Annotated in this window: 19 protein-coding genes; 11 read left to right on the forward strand and 8 right to left on the reverse strand. The window is 71.6% G+C overall.

Translation table 11 applies throughout. From position 1 onward, the window contains the following. Positions 1–2,211, forward strand: a 2,211-nt coding sequence (locus BIU89_RS05510) for an Ig-like domain-containing protein (RefSeq protein ID WP_254791502.1), incomplete at its 5' end; no start/stop codon positions are given. 95 nt (positions 2,212–2,306) lie between these two features. Here BIU89_RS05510 and BIU89_RS05515 read toward each other — a convergent pair. Further along, entirely contained in the window at positions 2,307–3,500 is a 1,194-nt protein-coding gene (locus BIU89_RS05515) for a RimK family alpha-L-glutamate ligase (RefSeq protein WP_027465990.1), read from the reverse strand. An 87-nt stretch (positions 3,501–3,587) separates the two neighbouring features. Here BIU89_RS05515 and BIU89_RS05520 point away from each other — a divergent pair, with 87 nt between their 5' ends. After that, a complete protein-coding gene (locus tag BIU89_RS05520) occupies positions 3,588–4,070 on the forward strand; it encodes an ATP-dependent zinc protease family protein (RefSeq protein WP_027465989.1) in 483 nt (160 codons plus the stop codon). Between the two features lie 118 nt (positions 4,071–4,188). Here BIU89_RS05520 and BIU89_RS05525 read toward each other — a convergent pair whose 3' ends face one another. Together BIU89_RS05525 and BIU89_RS05530 are read right to left on the reverse strand one after the other, a co-directional pair. Further along, entirely contained in the window at positions 4,189–5,082 is an 894-nt protein-coding gene (locus BIU89_RS05525) for an alpha/beta hydrolase (RefSeq protein ID WP_071245059.1), read from the reverse strand. Then, complete coding sequence (locus BIU89_RS05530) at positions 5,079–5,666, reverse strand: TetR/AcrR family transcriptional regulator (protein WP_071245060.1); 588 nt, start codon at positions 5,664–5,666, stop codon at positions 5,079–5,081. Before BIU89_RS05530 ends, BIU89_RS05525 begins: the two co-directional genes overlap by 4 nt. A gap of 62 nt (positions 5,667–5,728) precedes the next feature. Here BIU89_RS05530 and BIU89_RS05535 point away from each other — a divergent pair, with 62 nt between their 5' ends. After that, positions 5,729–6,931, forward strand: coding sequence for an MFS transporter (locus tag BIU89_RS05535; protein ID WP_071245061.1), 1,203 nt, complete (start codon positions 5,729–5,731; stop codon positions 6,929–6,931). On the opposite strand, the gene BIU89_RS17655 is transcribed toward BIU89_RS05535, so the two are convergent. Beyond that, on the reverse strand, positions 6,837–7,169 hold the full coding sequence (locus BIU89_RS17655; RefSeq protein ID WP_083404189.1) for a YciI family protein: 333 nt from the start codon (positions 7,167–7,169) through the stop codon (positions 6,837–6,839). The two genes, BIU89_RS05535 and BIU89_RS17655, sit on opposite strands and share 95 nt — an antisense overlap. 65 nt (positions 7,170–7,234) lie before the next feature. On the opposite strand from BIU89_RS17655, the gene BIU89_RS05545 reads away from it, so the two are divergent. From BIU89_RS05545 to BIU89_RS05560, 4 genes are all read left to right on the forward strand, one after another. Continuing rightward, complete coding sequence (locus BIU89_RS05545; RefSeq protein WP_071245063.1) at positions 7,235–8,509, forward strand: sensor histidine kinase; 1,275 nt, start codon at positions 7,235–7,237, stop codon at positions 8,507–8,509. Further along, positions 8,491–9,207, forward strand: coding sequence for a response regulator (locus tag BIU89_RS05550; protein ID WP_071245064.1), 717 nt, complete (start codon positions 8,491–8,493; stop codon positions 9,205–9,207). Before BIU89_RS05545 ends, BIU89_RS05550 begins: the two co-directional genes overlap by 19 nt. A gap of 145 nt (positions 9,208–9,352) precedes the next feature. Then, positions 9,353–10,234 (forward strand): ABC transporter ATP-binding protein, encoded by an 882-nt coding sequence (locus BIU89_RS05555; protein ID WP_071245065.1) that lies wholly within the window; start codon positions 9,353–9,355, stop codon positions 10,232–10,234. Next, complete coding sequence (locus tag BIU89_RS05560) at positions 10,231–11,307, forward strand: ABC transporter permease (protein WP_071245066.1); 1,077 nt, start codon at positions 10,231–10,233, stop codon at positions 11,305–11,307. Before BIU89_RS05555 ends, BIU89_RS05560 begins: the two co-directional genes overlap by 4 nt. A 79-nt stretch (positions 11,308–11,386) precedes the next feature. On the opposite strand, the gene BIU89_RS05565 is transcribed toward BIU89_RS05560, so the two are convergent. From BIU89_RS05565 to BIU89_RS05575, 3 genes are all read right to left on the reverse strand, one after another. Then, positions 11,387–11,617, reverse strand: a complete 231-nt coding sequence (locus tag BIU89_RS05565) for a helix-turn-helix domain-containing protein (protein WP_071245067.1) — start codon at positions 11,615–11,617, stop codon at positions 11,387–11,389. Next, positions 11,617–12,228, reverse strand: coding sequence for a hypothetical protein (locus BIU89_RS05570; protein WP_071245068.1), 612 nt, complete (start codon positions 12,226–12,228; stop codon positions 11,617–11,619). The genes BIU89_RS05565 and BIU89_RS05570 overlap by 1 nt, the downstream gene beginning before the upstream one ends. 77 nt (positions 12,229–12,305) lie before the next feature. Further along, on the reverse strand, positions 12,306–13,337 hold the full coding sequence (locus BIU89_RS05575) for a YeiH family protein (RefSeq protein WP_071245069.1): 1,032 nt from the start codon (positions 13,335–13,337) through the stop codon (positions 12,306–12,308). Positions 13,338–13,346: 9 nt separating this feature from the next. Between BIU89_RS05575 and BIU89_RS05580 the strand changes: the two genes are divergently transcribed. Together BIU89_RS05580 and BIU89_RS05585 are read left to right on the forward strand one after the other, a co-directional pair. Beyond that, entirely contained in the window at positions 13,347–14,078 is a 732-nt protein-coding gene (locus BIU89_RS05580) for a hypothetical protein (protein ID WP_139178804.1), read from the forward strand. Continuing rightward, entirely contained in the window at positions 14,075–14,740 is a 666-nt protein-coding gene (locus tag BIU89_RS05585) for a hypothetical protein (protein WP_071245071.1), read from the forward strand. Before BIU89_RS05580 ends, BIU89_RS05585 begins: the two co-directional genes overlap by 4 nt. Here BIU89_RS05585 and BIU89_RS05590 read toward each other — a convergent pair. Continuing rightward, entirely contained in the window at positions 14,734–15,333 is a 600-nt protein-coding gene (locus tag BIU89_RS05590; protein ID WP_139178806.1) for an LppP/LprE family lipoprotein, read from the reverse strand. The two genes, BIU89_RS05585 and BIU89_RS05590, sit on opposite strands and share 7 nt — an antisense overlap. A gap of 133 nt (positions 15,334–15,466) precedes the next feature. Here BIU89_RS05590 and BIU89_RS05595 point away from each other — a divergent pair, with 133 nt between their 5' ends. Both BIU89_RS05595 and BIU89_RS05600 read left to right on the forward strand, forming a co-directional pair. Continuing rightward, positions 15,467–16,297, forward strand: a complete 831-nt coding sequence (locus tag BIU89_RS05595) for an alpha/beta hydrolase (RefSeq protein ID WP_071245073.1) — start codon at positions 15,467–15,469, stop codon at positions 16,295–16,297. A gap of 146 nt (positions 16,298–16,443) precedes the next feature. Beyond that, complete coding sequence (locus BIU89_RS05600; protein WP_110864146.1) at positions 16,444–16,788, forward strand: hypothetical protein; 345 nt, start codon at positions 16,444–16,446, stop codon at positions 16,786–16,788.

The raw sequence follows: 16,788 nt of genomic DNA on the forward strand, positions 1-16,788 counted from the left end.
ACCACGGTCGACGTCGACACCGAAGCCCCCACGACCCCGGTCGTCACCAGCCCCAGCGACCTTGCTGACGGGACCGGCCCCATCAGTGGAACCGCCGAGCCGGGCTCCACGGTCATCATCCGTGACGAAGACGGCAACGAACTCGGCCGCGGCGAAGCCAACGACGACGGCGACTTCTCCATCGTCCTCGACGAACCGCTCACCGATGGCGACCACAAGCTCGAACTGGTCGCGCAGGACAAGGCCGGTAATACCTCCGAAGAGACGAAGACCACGGTCGACGTCGACACCGAAGCACCCACGGCACCGGTCGTCACCAGCCCGTCCGACCTCACCGATGGCAAGGGACCCATCACCGGGACCGCCGAGCCTGGTGCCACGGTGATCATCCGCGACGAGGACGGCAACGAAATCGGCCGCGGCGAAGCCAACGACGACGACGGCGACTTCTCCATCGTCCTCGACGAGCCGCTCACCGATGGCGACCACAAGCTCGAACTGGTCGCGCAGGACAAGGCCGGTAATACCTCCGAAGAGACGAAGACCACGGTCGACGTCGACACCGAAGCACCCACGGCACCAGTCGTCACCAGCCCGTCCGACCTCACCGATGGCAAGGGACCCATCAGCGGGACCGCCGAGCCCGGCTCGATCGTGATCATCCGCGACGAGGACGGCAGCGAACTCGGCCGCGGCGAAGCCAACGACGACGGCGACTTCTCCATCGAACTCGATGAGCCCCTCGACGACGGCGAGCACAAGCTCGAACTGATCGCCCAGGACGACGCCGGCAACAACTCCGAAGAGACGAAGACCACCGTCGACGTCGACACCGAAGCGCCCACGGCCCCGGTCGTGACCAGCCCCAGCGACCTCGACAATGGCAAGGGCCCGATCAGCGGCACCGCCGAACCCGGCTCCACCGTGATCATCCGCGACGAGGACGGCAACCAGATCGGCCGCGGTGAGGCCAACGACGACGGCGACTTCGCCATCGAGCTCGACGAACCGCTTGACGACGGCGACCACAAGCTCGAACTCATCGCCGAAGACAAGGCCGGCAACACCTCCGAAGAGACGAAGACCACCGTCGACGTCGACACGAAGGCACCGGCCGCACCGGTCGTGACCAGCCCCTCTGACCTCGCTGACGGTAAGGGCCCCATCACCGGCACCGCCGAGCCCGGCTCCACGGTCATCATCCGCGACGAGGACGGCAACGAACTCGGCCGCGGCGAAGCCAACGACGACGGCGACTTCTCGATCGAACTCGACGAGCCGCTGGATGACGGCGAGCACAAGCTGGAACTCGTCGCCCAGGACGACGCCGGCAACGAGTCCAACCCGACCGAAACCACGGTCGACGTCGACACCGAAGCGCCCACGGCACCAGTCGTCACCAGCCCGTCCGACCTCGCTGACGGCAAGGGCCCGATCAGCGGGACGGCGGAGCCGGGCTCGACCGTGATCATCCGCGACGAGGACGGCAACGAACTCGGCCGCGACACCGCGGACGAGAACGGCGACTTCGAGATCGTCCTCGACGAGCCGCTCACGGACGGGGCGCACGACCTCGAACTCATCGCGCAGGACAGGGCCGGCAACACCTCCGAGCAGACGAAGACCACGGTCGACGTCGACACCGAGGCCCCGGCGGCACCCGTCCTCGAGGCGTTCGACGACATCGTCGACGGCACCGGCATCGTCCGGGGCTCCGCCGAGCCCGGCTCGACGGTCGTCATCCGCGACGCCGACGGCCGCGAGATCGGACGCGGGACAGCGGACTCCGACGGGCGGTTCGCCTTCCGGACGACGGTTCCCCTGGAGCCGGGAGCACACCTGCTGTCGGTCGTCGCCGTGGACCGCTTCGGTCACGTCTCACCGGGCTCGAGCATGCTCGTCACGCTCGTCCCCGAGAGCGAAGGCGATGACGATGCGGAGAACGACCACGGGGCCGGAACGGGAATCGCGTTCCCGGTGATCGTGACCCCGGGCACCGGCACGCAGCTCGGCACGACCGACGATCGCACCGCACCCGCTCCGGAGACCGACGGGACCCACACCACCGGCACCGCCACCACCAACCGTGAGCTCGCCTTCACCGGCGTCGAGCTCGGCGGCTGGCTCGCCGCCGCGCTGACCGCGCTCGGGCTCGGCGCCGTCCTGCGCCTGCTCGCGCGCCGACGCCAAGGCGACGTGCGCGGCGACTGAGCCCCGGACTGCGGACTGGAGGCCCGGTTCACGTACCCGACGAGGGGACGCGATCCGGGCCTCCCGGCTGTCACGGCGCTGCAGCGCCCGAGCGCTCAGCCCTCGGTCTGCAACGGCTCCTTCGGCAGCTTCCGCACCTTCGCGCGCCGCTTGCGGCGCTCCGGGATCATCGACCGCATCTCCTCGAGCTTGCCGAAGCAGAGCAGGCGGTCCCCCGGCTCGAGGGCGACGCCACTGCGTGGGTTCGGGATGACGTTCGAGCCGCGGTGCAGCGTGAGGACCGTGATGTCACGGTCCCAGAGCCCGGACTCCTTGATCGTCTTGCCGACCAGGTCGGCGTTGGTGTGCACGAGGAGCTCGGCGACGCCGTAGCCGGTCGAGACGGACAGCCGCTGGCGGACGTCGATCTCGGGGAACGCGACCTGGTTCGCGATGAAATCGACGATCGCACCGGCGATGTCGAGGCCGGTGGCGCGCTCGACGCCCTCGAGTCCTGGCGAGGAGTTGACCTCCATCACGAGCGGCCCGTCGTTGCCCTCGAGCATGTCGACGCCGGCGACCTTGAGGCCCATGATCTGCGCCGAGCGCACGGCCACCGCCTCGTACTCGGGCGAGAGCGTGACCTTCTCGACGGTGCCGCCGCGGTGCACGTTCGAGCGGAACTCGTCACCCGACGCGGTCCGGCGCATCGCCGCCACGACCCGGTCACCGACGACCAGGGCCCGGATGTCACGACCGCGGCTCTCCGCGATGAACCGCTGGATCAGGACGTTCTGCTTGGTTGAGTGCAGGGTCTCGACGATCGACTCGGCCACCTTCGCCTCGGGTGCCAGGATCACACCGATGCCCTGCGTGCCCTCGAGGAGCTTGATGACGACGGGCGCGCCACCGACCCGTTCGATCGCCCCGCGCACGTCGTTGCGGCCGGCCACGAAGGTCGTCGCCGGCATGCCGATGTCGTGCCGCGACAGGATCTGGTTCGCCCGGAGCTTGTCGCGCGAGTTCGTGATGCCGTTCGCCGTGTTCGGCGTGTAGACGTCCATCTGCTCGAACTGGCGCACGACGGCGGTGCCGTAGTAGGTGATCGAGTTGCCGATGCGCGGCAGCACGGCGTCGTAGTCGCTCAGCAGCTTGCCGCGGTAGAGCAGGTCCGGATCATCGCCGGACAGGTCGATCGCGAAGCGCAGGGTGTTGAGCACCTTGACCTCGTGACCGCGGTCGAGTGCCGCTGCGCGGAGGCGCTGGGTCGAGTACGCCTGGGGCGCGCGCGACAGGATGGCGAGTTTCATCGAGGGGTTCTCCGCTGGGTCGGATCGACGGCGACGCTCCATCAAAGCATGCGGACGTGGCCACGGAGCATGCGACAGGATGGGCACATGGCCCGAGCTCCGAAGTCCTCCGACAGCGGGCTCGTCGTCGCCGGGTGGCGGGAGTGGGCGGGACTGCCGGACCTCGGCGTGCCGTGGATCAAGGTGAAGCTCGACACCGGCGCACGGAGCTCCGCGTTGCACGCCTTCGACCTCGAGGAACTGCCCGGCGAGCGGGTCCGGTTCTCGCTGCACCCCTGGCAGGACACCGATGCCGACGCCTCCACCATCGAGTGCGACGTGCACGACCGCCGCATCGTCCGCAGCTCGACCGGGCACACCCAGGAGCGCATCGTCGTCCGCACGCGGATCGCGTTGGCCGGGCAGGTCGTCGAGTCCGAGGTCACCTTGAGCAACCGGGACCAGATGGGGTTCCGGATGCTCGTCGGTCGCGAAGCGCTCCGGCAGGGCTTCCTCGTCGATCCTGCACGGTCCTTCATGGCCGGGCGGGCTCCGAAGGAGATCCGGCGCCGCAACCGCGGTCGCGCCTGAGCGCGCCTGGTCACGCGGCACGGGCCGTTGCGGTGACCGGCCGACGGCCTGGAGGCGCGGTGCGGGGCCGCCACGGGCCTCCCGTCCGCCTCGACGCGCGGCCAGGGCGCGGGCCCGGTCAGTGACCGAGGTGGCGGCCGAGGAAGGCGAGCTGCTGCGGCGCCAGGCGGCGCCAGTAGCCGTGCGTGTGGGCGCCGGGTGCGAAGCCGCCGGCCGGAGGCGTGTCGAAGCCGTCGACGTAGGCGTGCACCGCCGGCGCGAACCCGTCACCGTTGCCGCAGTCGACGCGGACGGCGACACCGTCCAGGGCGCGCTGCCGCCCGAGCACGGTGTTCGCGCGGAAGTCCGCAGCGTCGTCGAAGGCGCCGCGAGCGGTGTCGGCGGCCGACTTCCAGAGCGCGGGGCTGATGGCCGAGACGGCCCGGACGCGCGAGGCGCCGAGGACTCCACCGAGCCGGAGGGCCCCGAAGCCACCCATCGAGTAGCCGGTCAGGGCGAGGCGGTCCGTGTCGAAGCCGCGGCGGGCGATCAGGGGCAGGAACTCGTCGACGACCATCGCGGCGGGGTCGTCCCCGTCGGCTCGTGGGTGCCAGTAGCGGTTGCCGCCGTCGATCGAGGCGATCGCGAACGGGGCTCCTCCGTCGGCGACGTGCGCCGCGAGGAACCGGTCGTAGCCCAGGCTCCGCCCGAAGAACGAGGTGTGGTCGTCGCCGTAGCCGTGCAGGGCGACCGCCACCGGCAAGGGGGTGTCGGATGCCGGGGCCGCGATCGTCCACCCGACGGTGCGGCCGTTCCGAGCGGTCGAGACGAAGGTGCCGGAGGCGGTGGGGACCGCCTCGACGTCGGGGACCGTGCCGTCGGTGCCGTCCAGACCGAGGACCCGGTACAGGGTCGAGCGCCCGGGCAGCAGGCCGAGGTTGATCCCCTCGGCCACGGCTCCCGCGGCGACGACGCCCGTGCCACCGATCAGCAGGGAGCGGCGGGTGATCGTGGCAGCACGCGATCGGGTCATGTGGGGGGCGCCGTTCCGTCTGGGGTGTGTTCCCGGATGAGGGACGCGGCGACGGACCGTGCCGTCGTCGTGTCGAGCGCGGGGTCGCGCAACCGCATCGCAAGGTAACCGGAGACGATGAGGAGCAGCTGGTCGGCGAGGACCTCGGCACCGGGACCGACCACCGGCACCGCCCGTGCCACGAGCCGCCGGCGCAGGGTGGTGGTCTCGAGGTCCAGGACCTGCCGGACCTCGGCGGGGGCGTCGGCGTACTCGGCGGCGGTGCCGAGGAAGGCGCACCAGCGGGAGCCCGTGGGCGTCGAGCGGTAGTCGTCGAGGGCGTCGAACACCGCCAGGAGTCGGCCCAGGTCGTCCCGTTCGGCGGCGACCGCACGGTCCCAGGTGGCGATCCAGTCCTCGTGGCGACGGGTGAGGGCCGCGGCGACCAGGGACTCCTTGCTCGCGTAACCGCGGTACAGGGTGGCCGTCGAGACCCCGGCCCGTTCGAGGACGGCGTCGATCGGGGTGGCGGCGATGCCCTGTGAGAAGAAGAGCTCCTCGGCGGCGTCGAGCAGCCGTTGCTCGGTCCCTGGGCGCATCACCATGAGAGCACCCTAGGCTCTGAAAAGTGAAACGATCGTTTTCGTTACGACATCGACTGCTCCTGGTGAGCGGACTCGGCCTGATCGCCGCCACCTACGGCCTGGTGCGCCTGGCGTACGGGCTGTTCCTGCCCGACGTGCAGCGCGACCTGGGGCTCCGGGCAGACGCCGCCGGGTGGGTCTCATCGGGTGCCTCGGCGCTGTACTGCGTCGGCGCGGTGGCCGGGTTCCTGCTCGCCGCACGGATGCCCCGCGTGCTCGTCACGGTCGCGACCCTGGTGGCGGGGGCCGGTGCGATCGCCATGGCGACGGCCGGCGGGGCGCCGGCGTTCGGCATCAGCGCCGTGGTCGCGTCGGCGGGCGCCGGACTCGCGTCGCCCGCCCTCGTCCGGATCGTCGCAGCGCAGGTGCCCCAGGCGCTGCAGGGCCGCGCGCAGGCGATCGTGAACGCCGGCACCGGCCCCGGGCTCGTGGGCGCCGGCGTGCTCGCACTCGTGCTGCTGCCCGACTGGCGGACGGCCTGGGCGGTGTCCGGGGTGTTCACCCTGGCCGTCGGAGCCCTGCTGCTCGTGGTGTCCCGCGGCGGGACTGCTACGTCCCGGTCACCGCTGCCCGGCGCTCGGTGGTTCGCGGCACACCGAGGGGTGCTCGTGCTGGCGCTGCTGTTCGGGGCGGGGTCCGCCGTCGTCTGGACCTACGGACGTTCGGCGCTGGTGGAGGCCGGCGCATCGGTCGCCGTCTCGGTGTCGGCCTGGATCGCGCTCGGGATCGGCGGAGCGGCCGTCGTGGTCACCGCGCGTTGGACGAACGGACTGCGCGCCCGGACACTCTGGGCGGTCACGGCGGGGTCGGTCGCCGTCGCCGTCGTGGTGCTGGGGGCAGCGCCGCAGTCGACGGTCGCGGCACTGCTGGCGTGTGCCGTGTTCGGCTGGGGCTACACGGCGGCGACCGGGGCGCTGATCGCGTGGACGACCGAGATCGATGCCGAGCGCTCGTCGGCGGGCACGTCGATGCTGTTCGTCGCACTCGTGCTCGGGCAGGCCGTCGGCGCCGCGGCTGCCGGAGCGCTCGTCGGTGCGACCGGGTTCGTCGCGACGTTCGCGGTCGGGGCGGTCGTGACCGCGGCGAGCGCCGTCCCCGCGGTGCTCCGTCGGCCGGGTGGAGTCCGTGCCGTCAGAGCAGCGGGCGGAGCTCGATCTTCCGGTTGCACGCCTGCGACGCCTGGTGCGCCACCCGGGCAGCCGTCTCGGCGTCCGGGAGGTCCATGACCCAGAACCCGGCGACGTACTCGTCGGGGTCGGGCCGGTTCGTCGTGTCGACCGCGCCCCCGCGGGCGTCGACCACGGTGGCGTCTGCCGGTGCGGAGACCCCGGCGGCGAACACGATCGCGTCGGCCATCCGTTGGTTGAAGGCGTCGACCGCGGCGGCTTCGGCGTCGGTCGCGGAGTACGTGTTGCCGACGGCGGCGGCCTGGCCGTCGTCGATGACGTTGACGAGGAACTGCATGGCGTCTCCCCTGCTCGTTGGCGGGAGGCTACTCCTGGTCGAGCGCACCCAGTAGCGTTTCCTGCATGGGGACGACGGCGGAGTGGTCGCGACTGCCGGTGGGGCGGCACGAGTACCGGCAGGACACGGTGCTCGCCGTGGTGCTGGCCGGCGGGCTCGCCGTCACGACGTTCCTGTACGGGTCGGCCGGTACGTACGGTGACGACCAGGCCGAGTGGTGGGTCTCGGCGCTGATGATCGTCGCGAACGCGGCGCCGATCGCGTTCCGCCGACGGTTCCCGATATCGGTGGCCCTGGTGTCGGCCGTGGCCTTCGCCGCGACGCAGCTGCTCCAGGTGCCCGAGGTCTTCCTCGTCAACTTCACGCTCTTCATCGCGCTGTACACGGTGGGTGCGTGGTGTTCCGACCGGGTGCGGGCCGAAGCGGTGCGCTGGGTCGTCATCGGCGGCATGTTCGCGTGGTTGTTCGTCGCGATCTCGTTCGGGTGGGCGTCACCGAACGCTCTGCCGAACGACACTGACTCCCCTGTGGCGCCCTACGTCGCGATCTCGCTGCTCAACATCGTCATCAACGTGATCTACTTCGGCGCCGCCTGGTACGCCGGCAACCGCGCCTGGGCCTCCGCGGTCGCACGACACGAGCTCGCCGAACGCACCGCCGAACTCGCCGCCGAGCGGGAGCGGTCCGCGGCACAGGCCGTCACGATCGAGCGGGTACGGATCGCCCGCGAGCTGCACGACGTCGTCGCCCACCACGTCTCGCTGATGGGCGTGCAGGCGGGTGCTGCACGGCGCGTGATCGACCGCGACCCCGCGCAGGCCACCGCCTCGCTCGGGGTGGTCGAGGAGAGCGCCCGCACCGCGGTGGAGGAACTCCGGCGGATGCTCGGCACCCTGCGCTCCGACGACGACGCGGACGGCCTGGGGGCGGCCGGTGGCGACGGCCCGAGCACCGAGGGCATCACGCGGATCGCCGAGCTGGCCCAGTCCGCCCGGGTGGCGGGCCACCCCGCCGAGTACGTCGTCGTGGGCGACGAGCGCCCGGTGCCGCCGACCGTGGCCGCGGTGGCGTACCGGATCGTGCAGGAAGCGGTGACGAACATCCTCAAGCACGCCGGCCCGACCGCCCGCGCCGACGTCCGACTGCGGTACCTGGACGACGGCGTCGAGGTGGAGGTCACGGACGACGGGCTCGGTGCCCGTGCCGCCCGGAGCACCTCCGGCAGCGGACTCGGACACGTCGGGATGCGGGAACGCGTCGCCGCCGTGGACGGACGGATCGAGATCGGGCCACGAGCCCGAGGAGGCTACCTGGTGCGGGCATGGCTGCCGACGACGTGAACGGAACGCCCGACCTGACGATCGTGCTCGCGGACGACCAGGAGCTCGTCCGCGCCGGGTTCCGCGTGATCCTGGAGTCCGAGCCCGGGTTCCGCGTGGTCGGCGAGGCCGCGGACGGCGCCGGGGCGATCGAGGCCGTGCAGGAGCTCCGTCCCGACGTGGTCTGCCTCGACGTGCAGATGCCGGGCGTCGACGGGCTCGAGGCCGCGCGACGGATCGCGGCACTGCCGGACCCGCCGGCGGTGCTCATCCTCACGACGTTCGACAGCGACGACGCACTGTTCCAGGCGCTCGAGGCGGGAGCGAGCGGGTTCCTGCTGAAGAACGCCTCCCCCGAGCGGCTGATCGACGCGGTCCGGACCGTCGCAGCCGGGGACGCCCTGCTCGCGCCGGACGTCACACGCCGGGTGATCAGCCGGGCGACGGCGTCCGCTGCGGCCCAGCCCTCGGCGACCACCACGACCGCAGCACCTGCCACGACGGGCGAGGACGCGCTCGCCGCCGCCGGGCTCACCGAGCGGGAGACCGAGGTGCTGCGACTCCTCGCCCGAGGCCTGAGCAACGCGGAGATCGCCGCCGAGCTCTACGTCGGCGACGCCACCGTGAAGACCCACGTGTCGAACGTGCTGCAGAAGCTCGCACTGCGCGACCGGATCCAGGCCGTCGTCTGGGCGTTCGAGCACGGCGTCGCCGGCTGACCGAGCCGGGCCGACGCGCGTTCCTCCCCCACGCGGTGGAGCCGACCACCTGACCAAGTCCCGCCTGGCGGCGGAGGCGGGGCGTGCCTCCCGGCCAATAGCGTCGGACGCAGCGACGACCAGCGTCGCGACGAAGGGGAACGACATGCTCACCATCGAAGGGGTGACCAAGCACTTCGGCGACCGCCGGGTGCTCGACGACGTGGGGTTCACGGTCGGCAGCGGCCGCCTCACCGGCTTCGTCGGCGGCAACGGTGCCGGCAAGACCACCACCATGCGCATCATGCTCGGCGTGCTCCAGGCCGACGCCGGCACGGTCTCGATCGACGGCACCGCTGTCCGCCCCGCCGACCGCCGCCGCTTCGGCTACATGCCCGAGGAACGCGGCCTGTACCCGAAGATGCCGGTGGCCGAGCAGATCACCTACCTGGCCCGGTTGCACGGCGTCGACAAGCGCGCGGCGACGACCCGCACCGGCGAGCTGCTCGAACGCCTCGAACTCACCGCACACGCCGGCGACCCCGTCGAGAAGCTCTCGCTCGGCAACCAGCAGCGCGTGCAGATCGCCGCGGCGCTGGCACACGACCCCGAGGTGCTCGTGCTCGACGAGCCGTTCTCGGGCCTCGACCCGATGGCCGTCGACACCGTGCTCGGCGTCCTGCGCGAGACCGCGGCCCGGGGCGTCCCGGTGCTGTTCTCGAGCCACCAGCTCGACGTGGTCGAGCGGCTGTGCGACGACGTCGTCGTCATCGCCGGTGGCACGATCCGCGCCGCCGGTCCGCAGGAGGAGCTCCGCAAGCAGGCCGGGCCCGCCGCGTGGGAGCTGCTGGTCGACGGGGACGTCGCCTGGCTCCGCGACGAGCCGGGTGTGGCCGTACGGGAGTTCGACGGCGGGTACGCGGTCTTCGAGGCCGACGCCGCCACCGCCCAGCGTGTCCTGCAGCGTGCCGTCCAGCACGGCACCGTCGGGTCGTTCTCGCCGCGGGTGCCGCGGCTCAGCGAGGTCTTCCGGGAGGTCGTCCGATGAACAACTCCTTCGTGCAGGCCGTGCGGCTCGTCTCCGCACGTGAGATCCAGGCACGCATCCGTAGCAAGGCCTTCTTGGTCTCGGCGCTCATCCTGATCGGCATGGTCGTCGCGTCGATCGTCGTCGGCGGGATCGTGGGCAAGACCACCGCCGACGACACCACCCCGGTCGCGGTCGTCGACGGCGTCTCGCTGCCGACCACCGGTGGGCTCGACGTCACGGAGTCGGCATCGGTCGCCGACGCCGAACGGCTCGTGACCAAGGGCGACGTCGACGCGGCGATCGTGCCGTCGGACGACCCGCTCGGCTACAAGGTCGTCGGGCTCGACGAAGCCCCGTCCGAGGTCGTCTCGGCGTTGAGCGTCACCCCGCGCATCGAGTTGCTCGACCCGGACGCACTGCCGGGTGGCCTCGTCTACCTCATCGCCATCGCGTTCGGCGTCGTGTACTTCGCGTCGGCGGTGACGTTCGGCCAGTCGATCGCGCAGAGCGTCGTCGAGGAGAAGTCGACCCGGGTGGTCGAGATCCTGATGTCCGCGATCCCGGCCCGGGCGCTGCTCGCCGGCAAGGTGCTCGGCAACAGCATCATGGCCTTCGCGCAGATCGTCGCGGTGGCCGTCGCCGCCATCGTCACGTTGGCGGTGACCGGGCAGGACAACATGTTCGCGATGCTCGGCCCGAGCATCCTGTGGTTCATCGGCTTCTTCGCGATCGGGTTCGTGCTCCTCGCGTCGCTGTTCGCCGCGGCGGCCGTGCTGGTGTCCCGCCAGGAGGACGTCGGCAGCGTCACCACCCCGGTGATGATGCTCGTGATGATCCCGTACTTCCTGATCATCGTCGCGTACGACAACCCGACGATCCTCGGCATCATGTCGTACGTGCCGTTCAGCGCCCCGATCGGCATGCCCATGCGGATCTTCCTGGGGACCGCCGAGTGGTGGGAGCCGATCCTGTCGCTCGTCATCGTCGCCGCTTCGGTCGTCGCGGTCGTGGTCATCGGCGCCCGCGTCTACGAGAACGCCCTGCTCCGCACCGGCAGTCGCGTGAAGCTGTCGGAGGCGCTGCGCGGCTGACGCCGCCGGCCCGTCAGGTACGGCCAGGAGGCCCGCCCAGGGTGAGCAGATCAGCTCACGTCGGGCGGGCCTCCCGTCGTCAGTCCGTGCGCACCGAGAAGACGTCGCCCGGCTGGCAGCCGAGCACCTCGCACAGTCGGGTGAGGGTGGAGAACCGGATCGCGCGAGCCCGGTTGTTCTTGAGCACCGAGAGGTTGACGACCGTCACACCGACGCGGTCGGCGAGTTCGGTCAGGGTCATCCCCCGCTCGGCGAGCAGGTCGTCGAGGTGACAGACGACCGCGTGGCCGTCCTCCTGTTCCGGGGGCATCAGACCAGCCCGGCCTGGTCCCGCACCATCCGCTGCGAGGCGGTGAGCGCGAACCGGAAGCAGACGACGACGAGCAGGCCGAGGTACACGGGCAGGAACTGGTGGTCCACCACCGGGGTGGGCAGGTACCCGTCCCAGCCGAGGCCCGACACCACCCAGTTCCACCCCATGCGGCGGACGAACGACGGCAGGAACCCGGCAGCCAGCACCGCGCCGGCGAGCCAGTCGAGGATCCGGGTGGTCGAACGGTCGAAGAGTCCGCCGCGCGAGATCTTCCAGGCCACCGCCGCGACCAGGGCGATGAGGGCGCTGACGAGCAGGACCTCCAGGGCGTCGCCGACGCGGATGTACCCGATCGCACCACCCGGCACGTCGGCGATCGGCGCCCGGAGCACGAGCTGGTCGGACGTCACGATCGCACCGCCCGGAGGCTGCGGGACGGCACTGGTCTCACGGATCCGGATCGGCACCGCCACCGTGCCCGAGGTGATCGAGTGGACGAGCAGGTCGACGTACCGCCACACGACGATCGCGATGCCGATCGCGCACGAGACGACGTAGGCCAGGTAGGAGTTCCGCCCGCGCGGCGGTTCGTAGACGGGTGTGGTCATGACTGCATCCCCTGTCGATCATCGATACCATCGAATTTCGATGCAACGATAAACGATACGGCTGGCCCCGGCAACCCCTACAGCAGACCGAAGGCCGCCTGCATGCCCAGGCTCGTCCCCGCCACCAGGGCCCAGAGCGCGATGCCGAGCAACATCGGCCGGAACCCGGCACGGCGGAGCGCGGCGAAGTCCGTCGAGCAGCCGATCGCGGCGAGCGCCACCGTGATGAGGAACGAGGCGGCCGTCGCGAACCCCGGTGCCACGGACGCGGGCAGGACCCCGACGGTCCGGAGCAGCACCACCACGAGGAACCCGATCAGGAACCACGGCACCAACCGGAACACCCGGAACCCGCGACCCGGCCCCGAGGCGGGGGCGAGCTGCTCGCGGGAGGCGCGGCGGGCCTCCAGTCCGGCCAGCCCGATGACGATCGGGATGATCATCAGGGTGCGCACCAGCTTCACGACGACCGCGGTGTCGGTCGCCTGGCGGCCGTAGACGGTCGCCGTGGCGACGACGGACGACGTGTCGTTCACGGCGGTGCCCGCGAAGACGCCGAAGGCGTGCTGGCTGAGGCCCAGGGCGTGCCCGAGCAGCGGGAAGGCGAAGACGGCCGCGATGTTGCAGAGGAAGATCGTCGACATGGCGTAGGCGACGTCCGCACTGACCGCGCCGATGACGGGTGTCACGGCGGCGATCGCCGAGGCGCCGCAGATGCCGGTCCCGACGCCGATCAGGGTGCGGAGTGCGCCCGAGACCCGGAGCAGTCGGCCGATCCCCCACGCGGCCACCAGGCAGACGACGAGCGTCGCGAGCATCACCGGCAGGGTCTCACCGCCGATGCGCAGGACCTCGCCGATGGACAGCTGCGCGCCGAGCAGGACCACCGCGAACTGCAGGACCCGGCTGGACGAGAACTGCACACCGGGAGCCAGCGCGGCGAGCGTGCCACCGGTGCGACGCCGGACGAGCCACCCCACGACGGCACCGATCAGGACGGCGGGGACGGGACCGCCGACCACCGGGACGACCCGCTCGACGAGGGTGGCGACGATGCCGATCGCCACGGCGAGGGCGACACCGGGTACGGCGGCACGGACGGACTGCATGTGAACAGCATGTCGCGCCCGTGGACGATCGGTGACCGCGACGGGCAGGATGGCACGGTGGAGTACTCCGGGGAACGGTGGGTGCAGCGGCTGCGCGACGGGGAGATGCCGAAGCGGTGGCCGTTCTTGCTCGGGTTGGCGATCGTGACCGTGGCCGGCGGCACCGGGGTCGTGTTCTCGATCACGCACCTCGACGTCTTCCTGCACTCGGAGGCACGCCGTCCGTTCGCCCTGCCGCTGTTCTCGGTGGTCCTGCTCGTGCTCGGCCCCGTCGCGGCAGTCCTGTCGCGGATGCGCGGCCGGAGTGACCGACGGATCCTCGCGAGCATCCGCCGGCACGGCACGACGCCGCGCTTCCACCTGCCGGTCCTGCGCACGGGCGACTACACCCTCGACGACTTCCCCGAGCCGAGGCCCGAGATGTGGACGGTCGATGCCGCTGGGCTGCACGCGTGGTCGCCGGAGCGGGAGACACCGGTGTTCGACCTGGCATGGAGTGCGATCCACTCGCTCGAACTCGCCTCGGCAGAGATCCGTGGGCAGCGGAGGGACACCGGCATCTGGATCATCACCGAGGCCGTCGGGCGCTTCGCCGTGCAGCCGCGGCCGGCGATCGGACGGCCCTTCGGTGCCAGCGCGACGAAGATCCACATCGTGTTGCAGGTGCTCCGGTCGCTGCGCCGGGAGCTCGGGTCCCAGCTGGACGCCGGGAGTCCTGGTCGGACGCGGACCGAGCGATGATCCGGGCGGATGAGCCGTGGGTGCAGCGGCTGCGCGACGGGGAGATGCCGAAGCGGGGGCCGGTGCTGCTCGCGGCGGTCGTCACCACGGCGGTGGGGCTCGCCGCGCTCGTCGCCGAGTTCGCGTTCCCGGACTTCCTGCGCGGCATCGACAGTGCCCGGACGCAGGGGTCGTTCGTGCTGTGGCCGATCGTGGTCACGGGATTCGGGGTGCTGCTGGCCGTGTCGACGCTGTCCGCCGGGCGAGGCGACCGCCGGACGCTCGCGCGCATCGGAGCGGGGCGGGCACCCCGGTTCCACCTGCCCGTGCTGACGTCCGGCCTGCGCACCTCCGACGACTTCGCGAAGCCCCGCCCCGAGGTCTGGACCGTCGACGAGTTCGGCCTGCACGCGTGGGCACCGTCACGGGACGCGCCGGTGTTCGACCTGCCGTGGGCGCGTATCCGGCGGTTCTCCGTCGCGACGAGGGAATCCCGCGGCCAGCGTGCCGACTTCGGCGTCTGGATCAGCACGACCGACGGCGACGACGTGGTCGTGCAGCCGCGGTCTGCCCTCGGACGCGGGTTCGAGGCCGGACCGGACAAGCTCGACACCCTCGTGCGGGTCCTCCGCACGCTGCAGCGGGAACTCGGTGTGCCTTCCGCGCCAGCCGACCGTCACTGAGCGGGTGGGGTGTCGCCCGTCATCTCGACCCGGCCGGTCTCGTCGTCCCAGGTGAAGGTGGCGGTGGTGCGACCCGAGGGCGCTGCGTTCGGCTCGCCAGCCTCGGCGAACCTGTAGGTCACCGTGACGGCTCGGTCGCTCTGTCGTTCGACGGTCGGCTCGAACGCGTACTGCTGGGCAGTGGCCGTGCCGAGGTACCGGCCTTCGTGGAACAGCAGGATCGCGTACGGCGACCCGGCGGTCGCACGGTCGAGCGTGGCCACGGACCAGGACAGCGGCGCGCAGGCGTCGTAGCCGGAGTAGTCGGCGTTCGCAGCGTCCCACTTCGCATCCTCGAGGCCGGCGGGCAGCGGCAGCGCCGCGATGCCCTCGGCAGCAGCCGCGGCGCCGTTCGACGGGCCACATGTCGGGGTCGGAGTCGGGGTGGGCGTCGGCGTCTGCGTGCTCGCGGCGTCGGACGGCGGGGCGGTGACGGTCTCGGTCACGGTCGGGGTCGCCGCACCACCGTCCGCTCCGTCCGCGCCGGAACACCCTGCCAGCAGCGCGGCCAGGGTCGCAGCGGTCAGGATCAGGGCGGTTCTCGTCAGGCGCATCCCTCCACGCTGCCTGCGCCGACGAGCGGTCGCCCGCATCGTTACCGGGCCGTGTCCCGCACGACGCTCCTGAAGGAGACCTGTCGACGTGCCGGGAGCCCGACTCCCGCCCGCGTCCTGCGACACTGCTCCCATGCGGGGCAAGCACCAGGACACGATCGAGGTCGCCGATGAACGGATCGACGGACCACACGGGCCGGTCCCCATCAGGCGCTACCGGCCCCTGGAACGGAGCGGCGGCACGGGAACCCCGACCCTGGTCTGGGTGCACGGCGGCGGCTTCTTCCGGGGCGACCTCGACCTGCCGGAGTCCGACGCCGTCGCACGCGCACTCGCCGAGCGCGGCCTGCCGGTCGTGACCGTCGACTACCGCCTCGGACCGCTGCCCGGGCTGCCCTGGCTCGGCCGGGGTGGACCACGTGGGCGACGACGGGCACCCCACGCGCGGGACGAGATCCTCGCCGTCCTCCACCACCTGCACGACAAGGCACCGTCCGGCCTGCTGCTCGGCGGGGCGAGCGCCGGTGCGTGCCTGGCGGCGTCCGCGGTCGCGACCGCCCCGCCACTGGCCGGCCTCGTGCTGACCTACGGGTTCTTCCACGCCCGGCTCCCCCGTGACCGGACGGTGCAGCGACTCGTCCGAGGACACCGGCGTCTCACGCACGCGCCGCTGCTGCTCGACCTCAGCAACCGGGCGTACGCGGGTGGCCACCCCACGGCGGTCTACCCGGCGTCCGACGACCTCGGCAGGTTCCCCCGAACCCTGGTGATCGACGCCGAGCGGGACGTGATGCGCGCCTCGGGCGAACGCTTCGCGGACGAGCTCGAGGCCGCGGGCAGCGAGGTCGAACGACACGTCCTGCCGGACAGCCGTCACGCGTTCCTCAACCGACCCGGCACGCGGGACTTCGACGACACGATCGAACGCATCGCGGAGTGGGCCACCGGGACCGCCATCCGCTGAACGCTCATCCGCCTGCGAACGGCGGACATCCGGGAACGGCACGCCCATCGCGGACGTACTCTGGAAACGGAAGCAACGGCGGTTCCGAATCCCCTTCGCCACGCTCCCTGCCGTGGCGCCTCACCACCGTGACGAAGAGTTCCATCGTGACCGAACACCTCATCGAGTACGTCGCCCGCGACCGCACGGGCATCACCGCCGTCGTGACACCGACCGGTGTCATCGACGTGGACACCGTGATCCAGCACATCCGCGCCGGCCACGCCGGGTACTACGTGGCTGCCGACTCGTGGAAGCGCACGCCGGTCCGGAGCATGTCCTTCATCGGCGGGACCTACCTGTTCGCGAACTGGGACGGGTCGAAGCGGAACATGCTGCACGACCTGGCGTTCCGCTCCCCGACCCGCTCGATCGAGACGCCCCACGAGCCGGAGTCGCGGTTCTCGCGGTTCCTCGACGCGCTGTTCGGCAGGCGCACACCGCAGCTCTGA

The organism is Curtobacterium sp. MCBA15_005 (genome assembly GCF_001864855.1).
Taxonomy (GTDB): domain Bacteria; phylum Actinomycetota; class Actinomycetes; order Actinomycetales; family Microbacteriaceae; genus Curtobacterium; species Curtobacterium flaccumfaciens.